Annotated in this window: 20 protein-coding genes; all 20 read right to left on the bottom strand. The window is 43.4% G+C overall.

The window, feature by feature from the left end; genetic code table 11:
• Positions 1-55: 55 nt before the first annotated feature.
• Positions 56-388, bottom strand: a complete 333-nt coding sequence (locus LKE01_RS09805; protein ID WP_056981136.1) for an AzlD domain-containing protein — start codon at positions 386-388, stop codon at positions 56-58.
• An 11-nt stretch (positions 389-399) separates the two neighbouring features.
• A complete protein-coding gene (locus LKE01_RS09800; RefSeq protein WP_370444195.1) occupies positions 400-1,206 on the bottom strand; it encodes an AzlC family ABC transporter permease in 807 nt (268 codons plus the stop codon).
• Positions 1,207-1,317: 111 nt separating this feature from the next.
• Positions 1,318-2,577, bottom strand: a complete 1,260-nt coding sequence (locus tag LKE01_RS09795) for a D-alanyl-D-alanine carboxypeptidase family protein (protein WP_056981134.1) — start codon at positions 2,575-2,577, stop codon at positions 1,318-1,320.
• 12 nt (positions 2,578-2,589) lie between these two features.
• On the bottom strand, positions 2,590-3,756 hold the full coding sequence (locus LKE01_RS09790; RefSeq protein WP_056981133.1) for a sensor histidine kinase: 1,167 nt from the start codon (positions 3,754-3,756) through the stop codon (positions 2,590-2,592).
• Positions 3,757-3,787: 31 nt separating this feature from the next.
• A complete protein-coding gene (croR, locus tag LKE01_RS09785; protein WP_013727423.1) occupies positions 3,788-4,477 on the bottom strand; it encodes a response regulator transcription factor CroR in 690 nt (229 codons plus the stop codon).
• Positions 4,478-4,783: 306 nt separating this feature from the next.
• The gene (locus LKE01_RS09780; RefSeq protein WP_054769599.1) at positions 4,784-6,211 is read right to left on the bottom strand and encodes a nicotinate phosphoribosyltransferase; all 1,428 of its coding nucleotides are present in this window, start codon (positions 6,209-6,211) and stop codon (positions 4,784-4,786) included.
• 116 nt (positions 6,212-6,327) lie between these two features.
• Positions 6,328-7,101 (bottom strand): NUDIX hydrolase, encoded by a 774-nt coding sequence (locus tag LKE01_RS09775; RefSeq protein WP_225364697.1) that lies wholly within the window; start codon positions 7,099-7,101, stop codon positions 6,328-6,330.
• 98 nt (positions 7,102-7,199) lie between these two features.
• The gene (locus tag LKE01_RS09770) at positions 7,200-7,952 is read right to left on the bottom strand and encodes a matrixin family metalloprotease (RefSeq protein ID WP_056981131.1); all 753 of its coding nucleotides are present in this window, start codon (positions 7,950-7,952) and stop codon (positions 7,200-7,202) included.
• A gap of 153 nt (positions 7,953-8,105) precedes the next feature.
• Positions 8,106-9,257 (bottom strand): IMP dehydrogenase, encoded by a 1,152-nt coding sequence (guaB, locus tag LKE01_RS09765; RefSeq protein WP_054769596.1) that lies wholly within the window; start codon positions 9,255-9,257, stop codon positions 8,106-8,108.
• A gap of 321 nt (positions 9,258-9,578) precedes the next feature.
• A complete protein-coding gene (locus LKE01_RS09760; RefSeq protein WP_056981129.1) occupies positions 9,579-10,328 on the bottom strand; it encodes a DUF1129 family protein in 750 nt (249 codons plus the stop codon).
• A 26-nt stretch (positions 10,329-10,354) separates the two neighbouring features.
• Positions 10,355-11,455, bottom strand: coding sequence for a redox-regulated ATPase YchF (gene ychF / locus LKE01_RS09755; protein WP_056981127.1), 1,101 nt, complete (start codon positions 11,453-11,455; stop codon positions 10,355-10,357).
• 24 nt (positions 11,456-11,479) lie between these two features.
• The gene (locus LKE01_RS09750; RefSeq protein ID WP_013727415.1) at positions 11,480-11,665 is read right to left on the bottom strand and encodes a DUF951 domain-containing protein; all 186 of its coding nucleotides are present in this window, start codon (positions 11,663-11,665) and stop codon (positions 11,480-11,482) included.
• 102 nt (positions 11,666-11,767) lie between these two features.
• Positions 11,768-12,652, bottom strand: coding sequence for a ParB/RepB/Spo0J family partition protein (locus LKE01_RS09745; RefSeq protein ID WP_054769595.1), 885 nt, complete (start codon positions 12,650-12,652; stop codon positions 11,768-11,770).
• Positions 12,642-13,409 carry a ParA family protein gene (locus tag LKE01_RS09740; RefSeq protein WP_054769594.1) on the bottom strand — a complete coding sequence of 256 codons (768 nt, stop codon included), beginning with the start codon at positions 13,407-13,409 and terminating at the stop codon, positions 12,642-12,644. Before LKE01_RS09740 ends, LKE01_RS09745 begins: the two co-directional genes overlap by 11 nt.
• Positions 13,410-13,425: 16 nt before the next feature.
• Entirely contained in the window at positions 13,426-14,160 is a 735-nt protein-coding gene (gene rsmG / locus LKE01_RS09735; protein ID WP_054769593.1) for a 16S rRNA (guanine(527)-N(7))-methyltransferase RsmG, read from the bottom strand.
• A gap of 275 nt (positions 14,161-14,435) precedes the next feature.
• Positions 14,436-14,567 carry a hypothetical protein gene (locus LKE01_RS12330; protein WP_261907173.1) on the bottom strand — a complete coding sequence of 44 codons (132 nt, stop codon included), beginning with the start codon at positions 14,565-14,567 and terminating at the stop codon, positions 14,436-14,438.
• A gap of 114 nt (positions 14,568-14,681) precedes the next feature.
• Positions 14,682-15,596: a ribonucleoside hydrolase RihC gene (gene rihC / locus LKE01_RS09730; protein ID WP_056981125.1), complete on the bottom strand. Its 915-nt coding sequence runs from the start codon at positions 15,594-15,596 to the stop codon at positions 14,682-14,684.
• A 96-nt stretch (positions 15,597-15,692) separates the two neighbouring features.
• Positions 15,693-17,006, bottom strand: coding sequence for an NCS2 family permease (locus tag LKE01_RS09725; protein WP_056981123.1), 1,314 nt, complete (start codon positions 17,004-17,006; stop codon positions 15,693-15,695).
• 30 nt (positions 17,007-17,036) lie between these two features.
• The gene (locus tag LKE01_RS09720) at positions 17,037-18,314 is read right to left on the bottom strand and encodes a NupC/NupG family nucleoside CNT transporter (protein ID WP_054769592.1); all 1,278 of its coding nucleotides are present in this window, start codon (positions 18,312-18,314) and stop codon (positions 17,037-17,039) included.
• Positions 18,315-18,438: 124 nt separating this feature from the next.
• Positions 18,439-19,269 (bottom strand): alkaline phosphatase family protein, encoded by an 831-nt coding sequence (locus tag LKE01_RS09715; RefSeq protein ID WP_054769591.1) that lies wholly within the window; start codon positions 19,267-19,269, stop codon positions 18,439-18,441.
• Between the last annotated feature and the right edge of the window lie 1,026 nt (positions 19,270-20,295).

Raw genomic sequence — 20,295 nt, 5'->3', positions numbered from 1 at the left:
GAAAAAGGCTGCCGGCAATTATGTCGGCAGCCTTTTTGTATGTAAATTTAAATCGTCAAACAACCATTGCCAATAAGAAGACAGCAACCAGTCCCAAGACAACTGAAATGGCCATGGAACGCGTCCAATAAGCAATCCCAATCACAATCACGGCCGCAATCATCTCAGGTGCCCGGTTCACAACGGTGACCGTGTACTCAGGCGAGATGAAAATGTCCTTTACAACCAACGCCGTAAATAGCGAAATTGGAACATATCTCATCCATTCGTTAAACCAATTTGGAATTTTTCGTGTACGAAAAAACATTAGGGGAATTAACCGTGGCGCAAAAGCCACGCAAAAACACCCTAAAACTAACCATACATGTTGTGTCGTGTTCCATTCCATAAAGATAGCTCCTAGTCATTAATATCTTCGTCGGTGTCATCTGGTGATCCGGCTGGGTTCTTCATTGACTTAAGCCAACGACTTCGCTGATTGAACTTCCGAATCGTTGCTTCTGCCATGAACCCAATGAACGATGCCGTAAGTGTTGAAAGTACCAAGCCCAAAGTCGATTTGGTAATCACCATGAAAAAGGCCGCCAAAAATCCTGACAAAATACAAATTACAATAATCAGCCCATTCTTCAACTGCATCACAATCATGTAAAGGAACAATGCGGTTAAAGCAAAATGGACAATCGTCAAATCGATATTGATTGCACTGCCGATCAAACTTCCGATAAGGTTGCTGACCGTCCAAAACGCCAGTGTCATGTGTTCAACATGTAAAGCTTCACGCGGTGTGAACTTCTTATCGGTTGAAAATTTCAAATAGTTCAGTGCATAATTTTCGTCATTCATAGATGCCGCAAAAAGTGCGGTAAATCCCAGTGATTCCCCATGCAGATACTTAGAAAGACTGGACCCCAGCAATGCATAACGAAGTTCCAGGAAGAACATCATTAAAATTACTGAAAGCATTGGGGAATTGGTTGCCAAAAGAGAGGCAATCAAGAATTGAGCACCACCGGAAAAGACCATAACCGACACCATTAGTGTGGTCCAAACATTAAAGCCGGATGCGTTGAGCAAAATACCGCATGCTAGCCCAATTGGAATATAACTTAAATCTACAGGCAAAGATGCATCAAGAATTCTTCGCCAATATGGAAGTTTCGCCCTCGATTTTGCTACAGCTTTTCCCAAAAAGGATTCCTCCATTTAAAATGATTTCACACACTCGTAACATTTGTGTAAAAATATTGTAAACACTCCAAAGACAATTATATGGGATATGGTCCAATTAATAAACACCTTTTGTGAAAATCAATTCTAAAACAGTCTCAATATCGCACGCCACAAGCGAACGAACGGATTTGCTTTTTTTACAGAATTTTTCGTAACCATCACAAAATCGCCAGTGGACTTACCAATGTATTGCAATCGCTTGTCGTTAATTCTCAAATGAACTTTGCCGGCAACCGTATTCTTTTTGGTTGGTGAAGCCAACTTAGCCGGTTTTTTAACAAACTTGCCACTTACATGGTTCTGCTTCGTTGCGTTCGCAGCCCATACCAAATTTGTGGCTTTGGTAACCGGTGTGATCGATTCCTGTTTACCGTCGGGAATTTGAACTTTGCCAACGCCGGAAATCTTTGTTCCTGCAGCAATCTTAATTGGATGCTGGGTGGTATAAACGGAGCGCATTAATTTAGCCGTTTGGATAAATCGGGCCGGATCACTGGCACTTTTATTTCGGGCACCAAGAACCACGGTGATAATTCGGTGCTTCCCCTTCTGAGTTGCCGAGCCGACGAAACAGGCCCCGGCTTTGTCAGACGTACCGGTCTTTAAACCATCAACTTGAACGCCTTTGGCTATGTTGTTGTCGCCAATCAACTGGTTATGTCCCGACATCTGGGTGCCATAGAACGTGCCGCTGGTCTGCTTGGTGATATGCGTCACCTTTGGGAACTGCTTCAACAAGTTTTTTGCCACTAAGGCAACATCACTTGCAGACAACATATTCTCCGCATTAGCGCTGACATGCTGCAAAGCCAACTTGCCGGTCAGCTTATTGGTCAGGCCCGAGGCATTATAGAACTTGCCATCTTTAATTCCCATTTTATGTGCAGTTTGGTTCATCAATTCCGCAAACTTGGTCGATGAACCGGCAACCTTCTGGCCCAATGCAAGTGCCGCAGCGTTGGCAGATGCGACAAGCGTCGCGTTAACCAACTCGCGCACCGTGTAGGACCGGCCGGCTTTCAATGGCACATTGGTGAGGCCGGATGCCGTGCTTAAGCGGGCAAGTGCAGAGGTAATTTTTACTTTGTCACCCCATGCCAGCCTGTGCTGCTTAATTTCGTGGTGAACAATGTAGACAGTCATCAATTTGGAAATCGATGCAATTGCCCGCGGCTGGTGGGCATTTTTTTGATACAAAATCTGTCCGGTCTGCGCATCAACAGCAATCGCTGCCTTTGCATAAATGTCTGGGCTGGTATTACTGCTGGCACTGGCTGGAACAGACACCGCCAGAACGCAAAAAAAGCCCATTAAGGCGATGAATAAACTAAAACGATGTTTCATAAAGTTCTCCCCTTATTCGGCAGCTTGTTTTTGGGCTGGCTTGCTTAATTTGTCCCCGTGTTTAACTGGCAAGTGAATCGCAAACGTTGTCAGACCTTCGTCCGAACTAACGTTGATATACCCGCCATGAAGATCGATGATACTTTGAGCAATGGCTAATCCCAATCCTGAACCGCCAGTTTCTTTGTTTCGAGAACTTTCGACCCGATAGAAACGCTCAAAGATTTGATTCAATGATTTTTTTGGAATTTGAGGGCCATCGTTAGCAACGTGAATGACAACTTCACCCGGTTGGCCAACTGCGGCACTCAAGTAAATATGATGACCGCCCTTACCGTATTTAATTCCGTTGGATATCAAATTATTAAAGACCCGGCCCAGCTTTTCCGCGTCGGCCTCAATGTATAACGGCTTGTCGGTTTCTTTTGCAGAAATTGCCAATCCGCTCTTATCGGCTTCCAATTCAAAGCTGGCAACCAGCTGTTCCATCATTTGATTGAGATCAATCTTACTGATGGACAGTGGCGTTCCGGTCTGCTTGACTTTGGTATATTCAAACAGATTATCAACCAACGACTTCATTTGTTTGGCCTTTAAATAGGCAATATCGGTATACTTCAGTAAATCTTCCTGACTGTGATACTGTTTATCGCGAATCAGGCCAAGATACCCCAAAATCGACGTCAAGGGCGTCCGCAAATCATGGCTGACGTTGGTAATCAATTCATCTTTGGAACTCTCAATTGCCCGTTCCTCGTTCATTGACTTGATAACACTATCAACCAAAGCATTAATGCTTTCAACAACCGACTGGGTATTCCCACTCAGTTTAAATGGAATTCGGTGATTCAAATGACCGTTGGCAATGTAATGCAATTCACTGATAATGTGCCTCAGCTGCATTTGATGATAACGTCTGATTAACCGCCAGTAGACAATGGCCGCGTCAAACAAGACCATCAGCATGATGAAGATGTTTTCCCAGCTCCAAAGATGCATGTGATCAGGGCCAATAACGATCGACCGCTTGATGATAAAAATACCATCCCGCAGTCCGGGGTTGGTGTAAATCGACTGGTTAATCAAGATGATAATTGAAAGGTTTAAAAGCAACAGCAAAATCACCGTCACAATTCCTTCCAGGAACAGTTCGGTTTTCTCACGACCGGTTAGTTTCATGCAATAACCCCCATTTCAAAATTAAAGATGATTAGTGGGATTCAATCTTGTAACCCACACCCCAAACAGTTTGAATAACTTTCTCACCGTTGGTTGCTTCTTCAATCTTGTCGCGCAGGTGGCTCACATGGACCATGACGGTTTTGGCTGAAACGATACTTTCCTGACGCCATACCCGTTCAAAAATTTCGTCAGCTGAAAAGACCCGGTTGGGATGGCTTGCCAACAGGTATAAAATACCAAATTCCAAAGCAGTCAATTGAATCGGTGTTCCAGTGATCGTCTTAACTTCATGAGAATCCTTGTTGATCGTCAACGGTCCAATGTCCAAAACATCAGGTGTATCGTTGGTGACATGCTCTTCGGTTCGGCGAAGCAATGACTTAACCCGAGCCATGACTTCCAGCGGATTAAACGGCTTGGTGACATAATCATCGGCACCACTGATCAAGCCTTGGATTTTATCCATATCTTCTGTCTTGGCAGACAAAATGATAATTGGAATTTGCGAGTCCTTACGAACTTCCTTCACAACTTCAATTCCGTTCATGCCAGGCATCATAATGTCCAAAATCATCAGACCAATATCTGATTCAGTCCGGAGACGTGTAAGAGCTTCCTGACCACTATAAGCAGAAACTGGTTCGTATCCTTCGTTTCGAATATATATTTCAAGCAGTTGAGCAATTTCTTTATCATCATCGACAACTAAAATTTTCATAATTAACTTAACCTCATTATCGTATTGTTTATTATTATTTTATCATTATTATGTGCATTGCTTCATAAATTAGCACTCAGTTCTGATTCTACACTTTTTAACAAATTCAACAACCATGTATGAACTGCAACTGTAAGGCCGTTACACAACGTTTACAAGACTAGCAGGCCAAGCTTAAAAAAGACTTAAAAGAGCGTGCATTGTGATCCCGGTTGTCCGCGTGGATTTAAATAACTGACGAATGGGCAAAACAAAAAGCCCCAGAATCACTTTCAGGGCTCCTAAACATGTTTATTTTAAATAACTTTACTGGCCATCGGCTTCGAGCAGCTTTTCCTGCAAGTCGGCCAACTTGGTCGTGATATAAATTGGAAATTCATCAGGGTTAATCAACCGTTGAGTAGCGGTTGGAATCTCAGTGAGCTTTTGCTTGGAATATTTTTGAATGTCAAAGACACCAGGTAGCTTCATCTTTAAGTCAGTGCCGTTCAATGCTTCAACCTGCAAAGGCTTGGCATCGAATTTTTCAATTCGCTGCTCACGCTTGGTTGCAAGTGGATTAGCCTTCACAACCGTGATTGGTTGATCCAACGATTCGTCACTAAGCGCAATGACATCGGCAAATGCCTTGTCGGTACCAGGTTCGTATAATCTGTAAACCTGCTTGAGTCCAGGCAATGTAACCTTTTCACGAGTGGCACTTACTTTGATCTTAGGGGTCATCTTGCCGTCTTGAATAATTGCGGCAAGTTTATAAACACCACTTAATACAGGAGATGAAGCACTCGTAATTAATTTCTCACCAATTCCGAAGTTGTCCAATGGGGCCCCTTCAAGCAAAAGTGAAGCAACAACGTGTTCATCCAAAGCGTTGGAAGCTGTGATCTTGACTTCTGGAAGGCCAGCGTCATCAAGCATCTTCCGGGCAGCTTTTGAAAGTTGGCTAATATCACCGGAGTCAATTCTAATGCCAACCGGTTTGTGGCCTTTAGCTTTCAATTCTTTAAAGACTTTGATGGCATTTGGAACACCGGACTTTAAAACATCGTAGGTGTCGACCAGCAATGCGGCATTGTCGGGATAGACTTCAGCCCACTTCTCAAATGATGTCAATTCATCTGGAAATGATTCAATCCATGCATGAGCCATCGTACCCGCTGCAGGAATTCCGAACTTCTTGGCAGCCAGAACATTTGAAGTACTGCTGCAGCCACCGATAACGGCCGCACGGGCACCGTAAGTCGCACTGTCAGGTCCCTGAGCACGTCGGGCACCAAATTCCATGACGGGACGGCCACCGGCTGAATAAGTGATTCGGCGGGCTTTTGTGGCGATCAATGACTGGTGATTCAAGATGTTTAAGACCATAGTTTCAAATAATTGCGTCTGCAGCAACGGTCCTTGAATCGTCAATAATGGTTCTCTTGGAAAGACTGGGGTTCCTTCAGGAATAGCAGATACTTTGCAGTCAAATTTGAAATCTTTTAGATACGTCAAAAAGTTCTCTTGAAATAGATTCAACGAACGCAGGTATTCAATGTCGCTATCACTGAAGGAAAAGTTTTGAAGTGATTTAACAGCCTGTTCCAACCCGGCAGCGATAACAAAACTGCCATTATCTGGCACTTTTCGGAAGAAGACATCAAAGACCCCTTGCTCATCATTAATGGTTTGACGATAACCGTTAGCCATTGAAAATTCATATAAATCTGTCAGCATTGATAAATTATTCATATTATTCAGACACTTTCTTTTTATATTTAAAGTAGCTTTAACTTTTAATTCGTTAAAATAAAAGTATTTAAAACTTTTATTCTACGTTACAACCTATAACCAGAAATTTCAAGGCTTTAAGCTCGCAAATGCGCCAATTTGTATAATCGAGCAGGTCGCCCAGGCCCGTTAACCTCGCTTGATCCAAGGTCTGTGAAGAGTTCCCGGTGACTTTTTTTAAAGTTTGAATTATCGATTTGTTCAACGGTGACTTTCAAAAATGGCGAATAAACTCTGCGAGCATCTTTCAAGGTAAATTTGCCGCCCAATATCAGTAAAATGTTCGGCTGATAATCAAGCTTATTTCGAATCCGTTCACAAGCAACTTTTAATATCCATTCATGATCGAATGCCAGATGCTTGGCCGGATCAGCATTGGTACCGTCAAATTCCTTATAATACGTGCGCTGAACCGGACAGTCGGTTGATTGAAATGTCTGCTGAGCATCACTGAATGAATAGGTCTTTTGAGAATACCCCATCGTAAACCAACGGGCATCCGATGCGCCATAACCAGCTTTTAGCTGTGGCTTATCCGGCAAAAATGTCATGTAGGCCAACGATAAAGCTCGCTCACCCGGGGTTCGAAGTGGATTGGTGAAGGTCGCCAACTGTTCGGTGTGGCTTCCTGACAGGTCCATCCCGATCTTTTCGCGAACCAGACGCAATGCAGCTTCTTCGGCACTTTCCTGCGCTCTCATAAAGGTTTCCGGCAATGCCCAATAATTGTTATAGGGTTCGTGATCGCGTTTAACCAGCAAGATGTTCACCCGATTGGTGATATGGTCGAAACTCCAGATTAAATTTGTAATGGTGATAAATGGCCGTTCGAGAACGTTTTGTGAGTCCAACGGTAAGCCCCCTGCCTTTAATGTAAATGTTGCTACCAGAATTATGATACTCCTATTTAGGCATAAAATTGATAAATCCTCAAAATATTGGTGAAACTTTACCAATAGAGCGGATAAGCCAGCCGTTTGAGAATCCCATTTTCACGAACGATATGATGTGCCAAATCCACGTAATGAACCGGCCACAACGTTCTTTCAATGATGATGCCAAACGTTTCCGGATCGACTGTTGGGCTTTCAATGTCCCCGGAATCAGCGACCGGATCAATGATCTGCTTACTCTTCATCCCCAGTGAAGTTTGTGCTGGGCTGCCTGCATAAAGCTGGTTAACCCCTTCAATATCGACTCTTTGAATACTATACGAACGGTTTGACGCGTACATGACACTCGCCTTGCCGGGATTGTGGTTTAATCCAATCGCGTGGCCCAGCTCATGTTCCGCAACGTTAACCCATTCAAATCGGGCATAGTGATTGTTTCGTAATGCCAGATTATTAATCTCACATTCTGCGTTGATTATGTAATTTTGGTAATCGGTTGTTAAATAAGTCATCCCACTGTACCCCGATCCAAGGGCCGGATTCATCTTGGTTGTGACCTGGGCGTTGGAATTGTTGGTGATTTGAAACGTAAACGCGCCGGTTCGGTTCCATGCCTGGACAGCCCGCGTCCAAACCGCTTGATATCTGGGGGAATTTTGGGTGACATTAATTGTGGCGGTATTGGTCTGAAAGCGGGCAGTCCCATGAGGGGTCACGGGTGTTGCCGCATGGGCGCAAAGTGACGCCATTACAATACAAGAAAACGCGATTAACACACTATTCGTGAGTTTAATAAGTTGTTTCAGCATTCTATCAGCCCCTCCGTCACTTTCAGCATATAACGTTTCTATTATAGGTTGAACTGGTTTGTTTCTGGTTATCATGAATGACCAGATTGCATCCTGCGACAATATAAAAAGGCCAGCCGCATAGGCGACTGACCTTTAGGTGAATTCAAATTATTATGCTTCTGGTTTGTAGTTAGGAGCTTCTTTAGTAATGTTAACATCATGCGGATGAGATTCTCTCAAACCGGCATTGGTGATTTGGACAAATTGGGCATTGTCATTAAGATCTTTGATTGTTGCTGATCCAGTGTAGCCCATTCCTGAACGAAGGCCACCAACCATCTGGAAGACGATGTCGTTGATGCTGCCTTTATATTCAGTTTCACCTTCGATACCTTCAGGAACCAACTTGTTGGGTTCACTGACACCACCTTGGAAGTAACGGTCAGCTGAACCATGTTGTTGTTCCATGGCAGCAACACTACCCATACCACGGTATGACTTGTATTTCTTGCCATGATCTTCAAAGACGTCACCAGGTGCTTCATCGGTTCCAGAGAAGACACTACCAAGCATAACGGCGTTACCACCGGCAGCTAATGCCTTTACAATGTCACCTGAATATTGGATTCCGCCATCGGCAATGATTGACTTGCCCCACTTGCGGGCAACACTTGCTGAATCGTAAACTACGGTAATTTGAGGAACACCAACACCGGCAACAACTCTGGTGGTACAAATTGAACCAGGGCCGATACCAACTTTGACAACATCAACACCTGCTTTGAAAAGTGCATCAGTTCCGGCAGCAGTAGCAACGTTACCGGCAATCAAAGTTGTGTCTGGATAGTGGTCACGGATTTCAGCGATTTTCCGAAGAACACCTGCTGAATGACCATGGGCAGTATCGATAACGATTGCATCGGCACCGGCTTTAAGTAAAGCGGCAGCCCGGTCAAAAGTATCGGATGAAACACCAACCGCTGCGGCAACCAACAATGCACCATTGTCATCTACCGCTGCATTAGGGGTATCGGCTGTCTTCTTGACTGCCTTAACCTTTGCAATTTCAGCAGCCTGATCTTCGATACTCAAATTCTTATGAACAACACCTAATCCACCAAGCTTAGCTAATGCGATCGCCATCTTCGATTCGGTAACAGTGTCCATTCCGGCACTCAGAAAAGGAACATTCAACTTTAAGTTGTCTGCCAATTGTACTGATAAATCCACATCATTTGGTAAAACATCGCTCGCTGCAGGAATCAACAGCACATCATCAAACGTCAAACCTTTTTTACCGAATTTTTCATCCCAACTAACCATCTATCTCGCTCCTTTTTAATGTTGATTGCTTAATAACTTATCATTTTCATTTTACATAATCAACGAATCTGAAAAGATTCTCATTTATTTCTAATAAAAGTGTATAGCCTGTTAAGCAATTTGTTTTTTGAAATTGTATTGATTATACACGACTCTTCCGAATAAATAAAGCTTATTGTTCATGTTTTTTCGCCGTCTGACAATTTTTTTATATTTTTGGTGATTAATGTTCGTGTTTTACTGATAGAAGGATAAAAAAATAAGGCCATTTCCAACGCCATAGCGCTTGAAAAGCCTTATTATTCAATGTTTTAGCTAAGTTTAGAACACACCGCCGGTAATCCGGAAGCGGCGTTTGATATAAAATGATGCCAACCCGGAGAGGACACCCAAAACAATATAGACAATTGGGTTCAAGACCGGATTCATGATTGGTGGCAAGATTGATGACACCGTAAAGATTCCCATCCAGACAATCAGGAATAGGATAACCAGGATAATTCGAATCCAGACGGAGTACTTGTGCTTAACTCCTGGAGTGAACATCATGGTTACAACTGGAATTCCAAGTCCGGCGATGGCCGCACTAATTAAAATCCCAGTAATCCCCATCATAGGTGAATGTTGACCGCCCTTGGTTGGCAGGAAGTACAAGACACCGTACATCAAGAAGAAGATGGTCAGGAACAGGACAGCATTGTACCCTGCGTTTTTCCAGTAATCTCTACGGGGATCAGCAGGACGTGCCGGTGGATGAACCGTATTTTGAAGCTTTTGATCGACAGTTCCCCACATATTTTTGGCCGTCTTACCTGATTTTTGACCATCAAGTAACTGTTGAACCATTGATTGAATAATTGTCTTCTTCTGTTCTGCGGAAAATTTCGTTGGACCAAGTGCCTGGTTAAATTTAAACATGTACTCGGCATTCCGCTTGGTTAACCCAATGTTATCAAACTGGGAATGGACAATTTTTGCCGCATGATCCCGGTCTTGATGAACTTGAGCATTCTTTTCACGCGCTTTGCTGTTCGCACTGCGCTTTGCTGTTTCATCGTTGTTGCTACTCACTAGCTTCACTCCTTCTATTGAACTTCCTAAACGTTAAATCTGAATTCAACAATGTCGCCATCTTGCATGACGTAGTCCTTACCTTCAAGACGCAGCTTACCTGCATCTTTGACTGCGGCAGGGGTCTTTAATTTATCCAAATCATCAAATGCCATGACTTCGGCACGGATAAATCCACGTTCAAAATCAGAATGGATGATACCGGCTGCTTGAGGTGCCTTGGTACCCTTCTTAAACGTCCAGGCACGAGTTTCCTTACCACCTGCAGTGAAGAACGTTTGCAGGCCAAGGAGCTTGTATGAAGCTCTTATAAGGCGATTCAAGCCGGGTTCTTTAACCCCTTCTGCATCCAGGAACTCAGCTTTTTCATCGTCATCAAGCTGAGCAATTTCTTCTTCGGGACCGGCAGCAACGGCAATTGCCTCTGCGCCTTCCTTTTCAGCAAATTCCTTGATTTCTGGGAAGTATTTGGAATGCTCTGGATCAGCCATATCATCTTCGGCAATGTTGGCAACGTACAGAACTGGCTTGCTGGTCAACAGGAAGAGGCCTTTAACGATCTTTTGTTCATCTTCGTCAAAATCAATTGAACGAACTGAGCCGCCGTCTTCCAAAACCGGCTTAATCTTTTCAAGCAAAGCTAATTCAGCCTTGGCTTCCTTATCACTACCCTTGGCTGCCCGTTGAACTTTGCCCAAACGCTTGTTAACGGAGTCCAAATCAGCAATTCCCAATTCCAAATTAATTGTGTCAATATCGTCTAATGGATCCACTTTGCCTGATACAGTGGTGATGTTGTCATCATCGAATGCCCGGACAACGTGGACAATTGCGTCAACCTGACGAATGTTTTCCAAGAACTTGTTACCAAGTCCTTCACCCTTGCTGGCACCCTTAACGATTCCGGCAATATCAGTGAATTCAAATGTAGTTGGAACCACTTTTTTGGCTGGAATTAATTCTTGAATCCGGTCCAAACGCTTGTCGGGAACTTCAACCATTCCGACGTTTGGATCAATGGTGGCAAATGGATAATTGGCCATTTCAGCTCCGGCCTTGGTAATTGCGTTAAACAGTGTTGACTTTCCAACGTTTGGCAATCCAACGATTCCTGCAGTTAATGCCATAATTCAACAACTCTTCTTTCTGGTTTATTTTTCAGCTTTTTCAAGGATCTTTTTTAATTTGTGATCAAATTCTCTTCGGGGCATCATCACGATATGACCGCAACCGGTACATTGAATCTTAATGTCTGCACCCATTCGAATAATCTGCCAGCGGTTGGTACCGCATGGATGGGGCTTTTTCATTTCAACTAAGTCGTTTAAATCATACATATGAAGGCTCCCTTTCTGTACAACGTGTATTGCCGAGGGAAATTATCGGAACACACATTTCGGCTAAACAACGGACAAACGTTCAACCAGCAACCGTTACGACTAATCCAGGTCGACGCCAAACATCTCAAGGATTCTGTTCAAATCATCAGTTGAGGTGTACTCGATTTCAATCTTGCCCTTTCCCTTTTTACGAGATGAGTTAACGATTGAAACCGGTGTGCCAAACTTTTCTTGAAGTTGACCTTCGGATGCCCGGACAAATGGTGACTTTCTGGTCGTCTTTTTCTTCTTTGAAGGCTTGGTGCCGTTGATCTTGGCAGCAGCCTGTTCAAGCTGACGGACAGTCATTGAATCATTGACTGATTTACGGGCCAGCTTGATTAATTCCTGCTTGTTGTTGACGGAAAGTAGGGTTCGCGCCTGTCCCATCGACAGCTTCTTGTCTTCCAGCATCTTTTTAACTTCAGTTGGCAATCCAAGGATTCGAAGATAGTTGGCGATGTATGGACGGCTCTTGCCCAATCGGCTGGCAACCTGTGCCTGAGTCAAATCCAAACGGCTCATCAGCATGTTATAGGCTTCGGCTTCTTCAAGGGTGGTCAAATCCTCACGCTGTAAGTTTTCCATTACAGCAATTTCCATCATCTGTTCTTCGTTGACACTGCGGACAATTGCGGGAATTGTTTCTTTCTTGGCAATCTTTGACGCTCTTAAACGACGCTCACCGGTTAACAGCTCAAAAGATTCAACTTCAGGATCCGGCTGACGGACGATGATTGGTTGGAAAACACCCGAGTTCTTAATTGAATGGGCCAAATCTTCCAAGGCCTTCTGGTCAAATCGGTGCCGTGGCTGATATGGGTTGGGTTTAATGTTTGCGACTTTGATGTCTAAAACGTCTTCTTTACTTGTATCAACGTTGTTGTCTTGAAACAAGGCTTCAATTCCCTTGCCAAGCCCCGTTGGTTTCTTCTTATTCGCCATGGTTTGCCAACACCTCTTTTGCCAGATTCATGTATTTCTCGGCACCTTTTGACGTGGGGTCATAATCCATGATTGGCAGACCATAGCTTGGTGCTTCCGATAAACGAACGTTTCTAGGAATAATTGTGTCATAAACTTCATCTTTGAAGAACTTGCGGACTTCGGTGTTAACCTGTTCGCCTAAATTGGTCCGGGCATCGAACATGGTTAATAACACGCCTTCGATCTTCAAATTTGGATTGAAATGTTTTTTGACCAACTGAATGGTATTCAGCAACTGGCTCAATCCTTCCAAAGCATAGTATTCACTTTGAACCGGGATCAAGATCGAATTGCTGGCAGTGAAGGCATTGATGGTAATCAAACCAAGTGAGGGTGGACAATCAATTAAGACGAAATCGTATTGGTCCTTAACCGCATCCAACGCAGCCTTCAATCGGGTTTCCCGCGCCATCTGTGGGGTTAGTTCAATTTCTGCACCGGACAGCTGAATGGTTGCCGGGACAATATCCAATCCTTTGTGCGATGTATGGACGATTGTTTCAGCCATTGGTTCTTCATTGACCAAAACATCATAGATGTCCTTCTTGATATCGGCTTTGGACACACCGACACCACTGGTTGCGTTACCTTGTGCATCGGCATCCACCAAGAGAATCTTCTTTCCAAGTGTGGCCATGCCGGCACCCAAGTTAACCGCAGTCGTCGTTTTACCGACCCCGCCTTTTTGGTTGGCAAGCGCGATTACATATGTCATCGTTCATCCCTCCTCATTATTTGATTTGATCCAGGGGCTCCCGATTAGGAGTTCCCGGCTTTCTTGGATACTTTTTAGGGGTATCTTTAACCTTATCAATCACGATAATATGGCGTTCTTCGTCAGAAACCGGCAATGTAAATTCAAAATCACCGGAAACTTTTCCGCCCAACAAACGAATAGCCGGATTGGCATCTGAGAGTTCGCTTTCAGCTTTGGCAGCCTTGAGTGCAACGACTTTGCCGCCGACTTTTGCAAGTGGAAGACAGAGTTCACTCAGTACTGTGAGCCGGGCAACTGCTCGGGCAGTCACCAGATCAAACTGCTGACGATGTTCCGACTTTTTGGCACCAAACTCTTCAGCCCGTGCGTGGAACAACTCAACGTTGGTTAAATGCAGCTTATCGACTAATGTTTGTAAGAAATTGATCCGCTTGTTTAATGAATCAACGATTGTGACTTTCAATTGGGGAAATAAAATTTTTAGCGGCAGTGACGGAAATCCGGCGCCCGCCCCCACGTCACAAATGGATAACGGCTCTGTTTGGATCTGTGAAACAAAAAAGGCTGGAGTTATGGAATCATAGAAATGTTTGAGATAAACGTCAGGCTTTTCTGTAATCGTCGTCAGGTTAACATGCTCGTTAACGGCTACTAACAGCTTAAAATAGGCATCGAATTGATCCATTTGCTGATCTGTAACTTCGATACCTTTATCCAAAAGAGCTTTTTTAAATTGATCATTGTTCATTTATTATTTCTCCCGATATGTGAAACAATCTGTTTCACGTCTTATTATACTTTACCTTAAAATGACTAGACTGACAAGGTATTCACGGACATTTGTTTTGTGCATACATACTAATTTTAACATGATTTTCAAATTTATTTATCGCTGAGAAAAATTCTATTTAAATCGATATAAATCAAAAAAGCAACCAGCTCAGTGATTGCTTAAAAGGCGGATTATTAATTTTATTCTAGTCAAAATTTTAATGGTGATTCGACCACAATATAATCAACAATCTATTCTCCAAGGAACATGTAGATCATTGAGATGAGACTATAAGTGCGAATAGTCGATTTTTTCTCTTCGGCTTGCTTCTCAGTGACCAGTTCTTGATAAAGGACTTGATTCTCATTCGAAGTATTTTGCATCTCAGTAACCTCCCTTCCGCTATATGATACACCCAATCGATATTTGTAAACGAAGAAATTTTCATGGTAACAAAAAAGCAGCCAGGCCAAAAGCCCAACTGCTCAAATTTAAATTTACATATTAATCTTAGAAACTTCGTCCAGGAACCACTTATTAAATGCTTCCGCGTCAATATCGACACAAACATTTGCATTGGTCTTGCCATCATGGTAAGCACCACGGATATCGCCAACCGTTTCACCGATGGCTGGGCCATCAGTAACGATGTCGATCCACATCTTCTCGGTCTTGATTGCTTCAGGATGAAGCAGATAGAAGATGGTGTTGACATCGTGCATGGCGATTCCGTTTAAACTATTATCACCATCATGAATAACGATGTCGTGGAGCATCTTGCCGGCTTCGTTCAGGTGCTCAAGCTTGCTGAGAGAATCAGGGGTCAGCAAAGCCTTCATGGTAATATCCAAGCCGACCATGGTTATTGGAATGCCTGAGTTGTACATAATCCGAGCGGCATCGGGATCGGTAAAGACGTTAAATTCAGCGGCACTGGTCATATTGCCTTTGCCAAGGGAACCACCCATTGCGACGATTCGTTCGATGTGATCCTTAACTTCAGGATATTCACTGAACAACAGCGCAATGTTGGTAAATGAACCAGTTGGCACCAACGTAATCTTTTCGTCGCTTTCCATAATCGTTTTACGCAAAGCTTCAACCGCAGTCATATTCAAAGGCTTTGGCAGGTCTTCCGGAAAATCATAACCAGGCATCCCCGACTCACCATGAATTCTGGCAGCATCTTCAAATTCCTTGATCAGCGGCTGTTTGGCACCAGCAGCAACCGGCACCTTTTTATTAAAGAAGCGGACAATCTTCAAGGCATTCTTGGTTGTCTTGTCAACGGTCACGTTACCAGCGACACTGGTGATCAATTTAACGTCAATCTCCGGATCATTTAGTGCCATGGTCAATGCGGCAGCATCATCAATTCCAGGATCGGTATCCATAATAATTTTGATGGTCATAATAAGTTCCTTTCCAGTACAGTATTTTTAAATATCAAACGCTTACAATTTTTGATTAACAAGAAGCGAACCGCAAAGTCCGCTCACCTGCTACTTCTATAATAAGGCACTCAGTACCAAATCACATAAAAATAAAACTCCTAATACATAAGTTGCGACAGTCAATTCACGTTGCCTGCCCGCAGCAATTTTTAAGATTGGATAAACGACGAATCCAAATGCCAAGCCAGTTGAAATACTGCTGGTAAATGGAATCAATACGACAATCAGAAATGCCGGGAACCAATCGGAGAAATCAAACATATTAATCCGACTAAGCTGGTTCATCATCAATGCCCCCGTAATGATAATAACCGGGGCAATCGCTGCTTGGGGAACAAATGAAAGCAGTGGGATAAAGAACAGGGAAACGGCAAACATGATTCCGGCAACAATTGAAGTCAGGCCGGTTCGACCGCCACTTTCAATTGCCGAAGCACTTTCGGCAGCCGCAACAGTTGGACTGGTCCCCAGAATTCCGGAAAGAAAACTGGTGACGGAACTGGCCTCAAACGCTTTTTTGAATTTCTTGGGGTTCGGCATGATGCCTTCCAGCAGCCCCATCGACTCAAATACCAAAATCATGGTCATCGAAAACACGGCGAGAATAAATGGAATTGTGAGTGCATGGCTAAAATTACCCTTGGCAACGATCGCAGAATATTTGGTAATATCACCAATTCCCACGGATGGGGATACTTGATCTTTAATCCCAAACAAGATGCCCACTATCGATGTCACCAAAATGCCGATGAAGAAACCGCCTGTGATGTTGCGGACAAATAAGAACAGTGTCAGCAACAGGCCAAACAGCGCCAATAAAGTCGCCGGCTTCGTCAAATCACCAAGTGCCAGAATGGAATTTTTGCCCTGCTGAATCAGTTGGGCCTTCTCAAGTCCAATTTCCACCAGGAACAAGCCAATTCCAGCGGTAATTCCCGCCTTTAACGTATCCGGGATTCCCTTTGCCAAAATCGTACTCAGCTTGGTGAATGCAATGATGACATAAATCACACTGGCTACGATCGAGATGGCTAAGGCTTCCTGCCAGGATAACCCCATCGCGACAACAACTGTGTAGGTGATGAAGGCATTGACCCCCATCCCAGGGGTAAGAATAACGGGTGCATTCGCCCAAAATCCCATTATCAAACAACCGACCAGCGAAGAAATAATTGTCGCAAAGACACTTAAATCAGTCGGAATTCCTGCATCCTTCAAGATCATCGGGTTAACGATAATGATATAGGAAATCGCAAAAAATCCGGTAATTCCAGCAATAATTTCTCGTTTAACGGTTGCTTTGTCTCGTATAGCCTCACGAAGAGGCAGCCGATTAGCTGCCTCCTCTTCTCTTTGTAACTTATCCAAAAATAAAACCTAACTTTCTAGTTGAAAATATTACCAAACGAATAATCCAACGATTCCGGCAGACATCAATGATACCAAGATACCTGAAAGAAGCATTGTACCAACGTTTTTACTGATCAAGTCATTCTTTTCCTTGTCAACCAAGCCCTTGAAGGCACCGATAATCATACCGGTAGTTGAGAAGTTGGCGAATGAAGTGATGAAGACAGTTAATTGTGCTTGGTAGTGAGCTGGGAAGATGCTGAGGTTGTTGATAGTACCGGCAATCTTACCCATAACAACGAATTCGTTGGTAACCAACTTCATACCCATGAATTGAGCGAATTGGAATGCGTGGCTGACATCCAGACCCATTAACCATGCAAATGGGAACATGATGATTCCTAAGATATGTTCCAATGACAACCATGGGTTGAACAATGCCAAAATTTTATCGATCAATGCGGCTAAAGCAACAAAGGCGATAACGTTGGCAGCAATGATTAAGATCAAACGGCCGGCACCAAGAATTGAGTCACCTAAGAATGAGAAGTAAGGCTCACGTTTGCCGTCAGCTTGTACATCGCCTGACTCAACAGCGGCTTCACTGGTACCTGAACCACCCATCTTGGCGATGGTATCTTCTTCAGGAGTAACTTTAACAGGATTCAGTAAACTGGTAATAATCAAGGCGTTTAAAACGTTCAATGGAACGGCGGTCAAAACGTATTGGCCAGGAACCATTTGGGTATAAGCACCGATGATTGAAGCAGTAACACATGACATTGACATCAAAGCCAAAGTAAGGTTACGCTTTGCTGACATTTGCTTTAATTGAAGTGATGAAACGGCAAGTGCTTCAGTGTTTCCTAAGAACATCATTTCAACAGCAAAGAATGATTCGAACTTTGGAGCGCCGGTAACAAATGAAAGTCCACGGCCGACCCATTTGATGATCCATGGCAATACTCCAATATATGTAAGAGTATCAAACAATGGAACAATCATCAGGATTGGTAGTAAGGCACTGGTGACAAAGTTCATTGATTTGGCAGTTCCGCCAAATTGTGGTGTTACCCAGTTAGGCAAGGCAAAATTGATACCTTGGTAGGCAACTTGAACCAACCAGTTGAATCCGTCAGCGGCAGCTTTAACTGCATCACGGCCCCATTCAAAGCTGGTTAAGATCCATGCAAGAACAAGGTTAATAACTAAAACGACAGCGACTGAACGCCAATTAATGTGCTTCTTATTGTTTGAAAACAAGAACGCAATTCCAAGGTATACACAGACACCCAGAATGTTGACCAGTAAATATGTTATTTGCATATTCTGAAATCCTCTTTTCTGAATTTTAACGACAATAATTGCTAAACAACAAAGCTACGAATTAGCTATCCCCCTCTGTTATGAAATTGGTTTTATGAATTAAACCCAAATTAATTGTGATGAACTATTTCAGTTCACCAAGAAAGCTGCTCCCAATTGATTCATTGGAAACTTCGAGGCCAAAGATTTCACCGATTGTGGCCCCCACATCTGCGAGTGTTCGTCGAATTCCAAGGGCTTTTCCCTCGGGTGACGAAGACGTGTATGCAATCAATGGCAGGTATTCCCGGGTTGGCGTGACATCCAAGGCGGGATCGTTGGCAAATGTTGAAGTGATGATCAGCAAATCCGTGCTGTACAATTCACGCATCAAGCGGGCCAAATGCTGATCAACCGTCTTCAACGAATCGATGCAGCCCTGGCGGTTACCAGATATGGCATTTTCCTGCAGCCCCAACGTCCGGTAATAAAGCAGCCCATTATTAGGTGCAATCACCTGCTGATGAAGTTCTTTAAAGCCGGCGTCATCTGTATTAACCGGAATGACTTCAGCTTGGTTTTGATTGGAAAGGTAGCTTTGGTAATCACTAATCAAAATTGAGTGAACGCCCAGCAGGCCAACGATGGCGTCAATGACACTGGTTGTTCGGGTTGCCGTTTGAAAATCAAACATTTCCCGCAAGCCACTCAACTTTGAGTTTTCTTCACTTTTGGAACGAATCTTACCAAAGAAGCCAATGGGATCTTCAACTGGTGGCAGTCCGACAACCGGATCACTATACCGAATGTTACCCAGTCCCAGTCTGCTCAACGTGGGCAGTTGAAAGTTGGATCCTTCCAGGGTTGCAATATGACCAAGTGTGTCGGCACCAACAGAATCAAATCGATTAGCATCGCTGGATTCACCAATTCCCAGTGAAGCCAGATCAAGTACAATTACTCGACGAAAGTTCATCAGAAACTTCCTTTCCAGTTCAAAACTTATTATGCAAAAATAATCTATGTGAATAGAATACCGCATTCCAGAAAGAACTGTAAATAAATATGTCTACATAGCAGTAAGTAATACCTTTTACTTATTTGATTGCGCTTACATTATATCAAAGTGTTCGGATCTCGTAAACTGGAAATTTTGGTTGATGGGGTGGAACTTATGTATTTTTTATTGAAGCTGGTTGGTGGTTTTAGTTTGTGGGGGTGTTTTGTGGATGGTTTTTATCCTCCGATGGTCGGATTGAAGCTTGGCTGCCTACTAACAGCATGTTTTCCCCTTACTTTGCTGAAACGTGCTCCGACGCATTTCCCCCTACCTTGCCGAAACGTGCTCCGACGACCCAGATGCTAACTTCTAAGGGGGCCTGTCCAAAACCCAGAACCTGGGTTTCAGACAGGCCCCCTTAGAAACCGCATCTCCCGGGTCTCGTCGCACTCTACAAAAAATAGGATTCAAACTCGCTTTGATACTGCAAGTTTAAATCCTATGCGGAAGGGAACTTTGGGGTTGATACCCACTTAATTAAAAACTTAATGTCTTATCGCCTCAATCTAACTATTTATTGATCCAACTGCCGCAAACATTAATCATTTTTCACGTTTTTACTTTATTGATAAATTTGCCGTGTGATCAATATTTTGGTTCTTCGTGAAACTTTGAAACCTTGTACAACTGCTTCTTTCGTGTTACATAAACCTATCGTGCAGGTACTGAAGCTTAAAACTAGTGAACCTTGAAACTCTGAAGTTCTGAAACTTTCACTTCATTTACAACTTTCATCAACTTGATATCACATCAATTTGATATTCGAAATGAATCTCTCAGACCCACTACAAGCGACCTCTGTACATAACCCTTTTCAATTACTCCACCAGGTATTCAATAGTGAATCATCGAATTCATATTTGAACATGTGTGACGCTTTACATTATATTCAAACACTTAATCACCTAGATTTAACCTTCTGTTAATTTTAAACTGTAACAA

Origin of the sequence: Lentilactobacillus kefiri, from assembly GCF_007989105.1 — a bacterium.
In the GTDB taxonomy this organism is placed as follows: Bacteria; Bacillota; Bacilli; order Lactobacillales; family Lactobacillaceae; genus Lentilactobacillus; species Lentilactobacillus kefiri.
The sequence above is the reverse complement of the archived record's forward strand: the minus strand, read 5'-3'. Positions and strand labels throughout refer to the sequence as shown.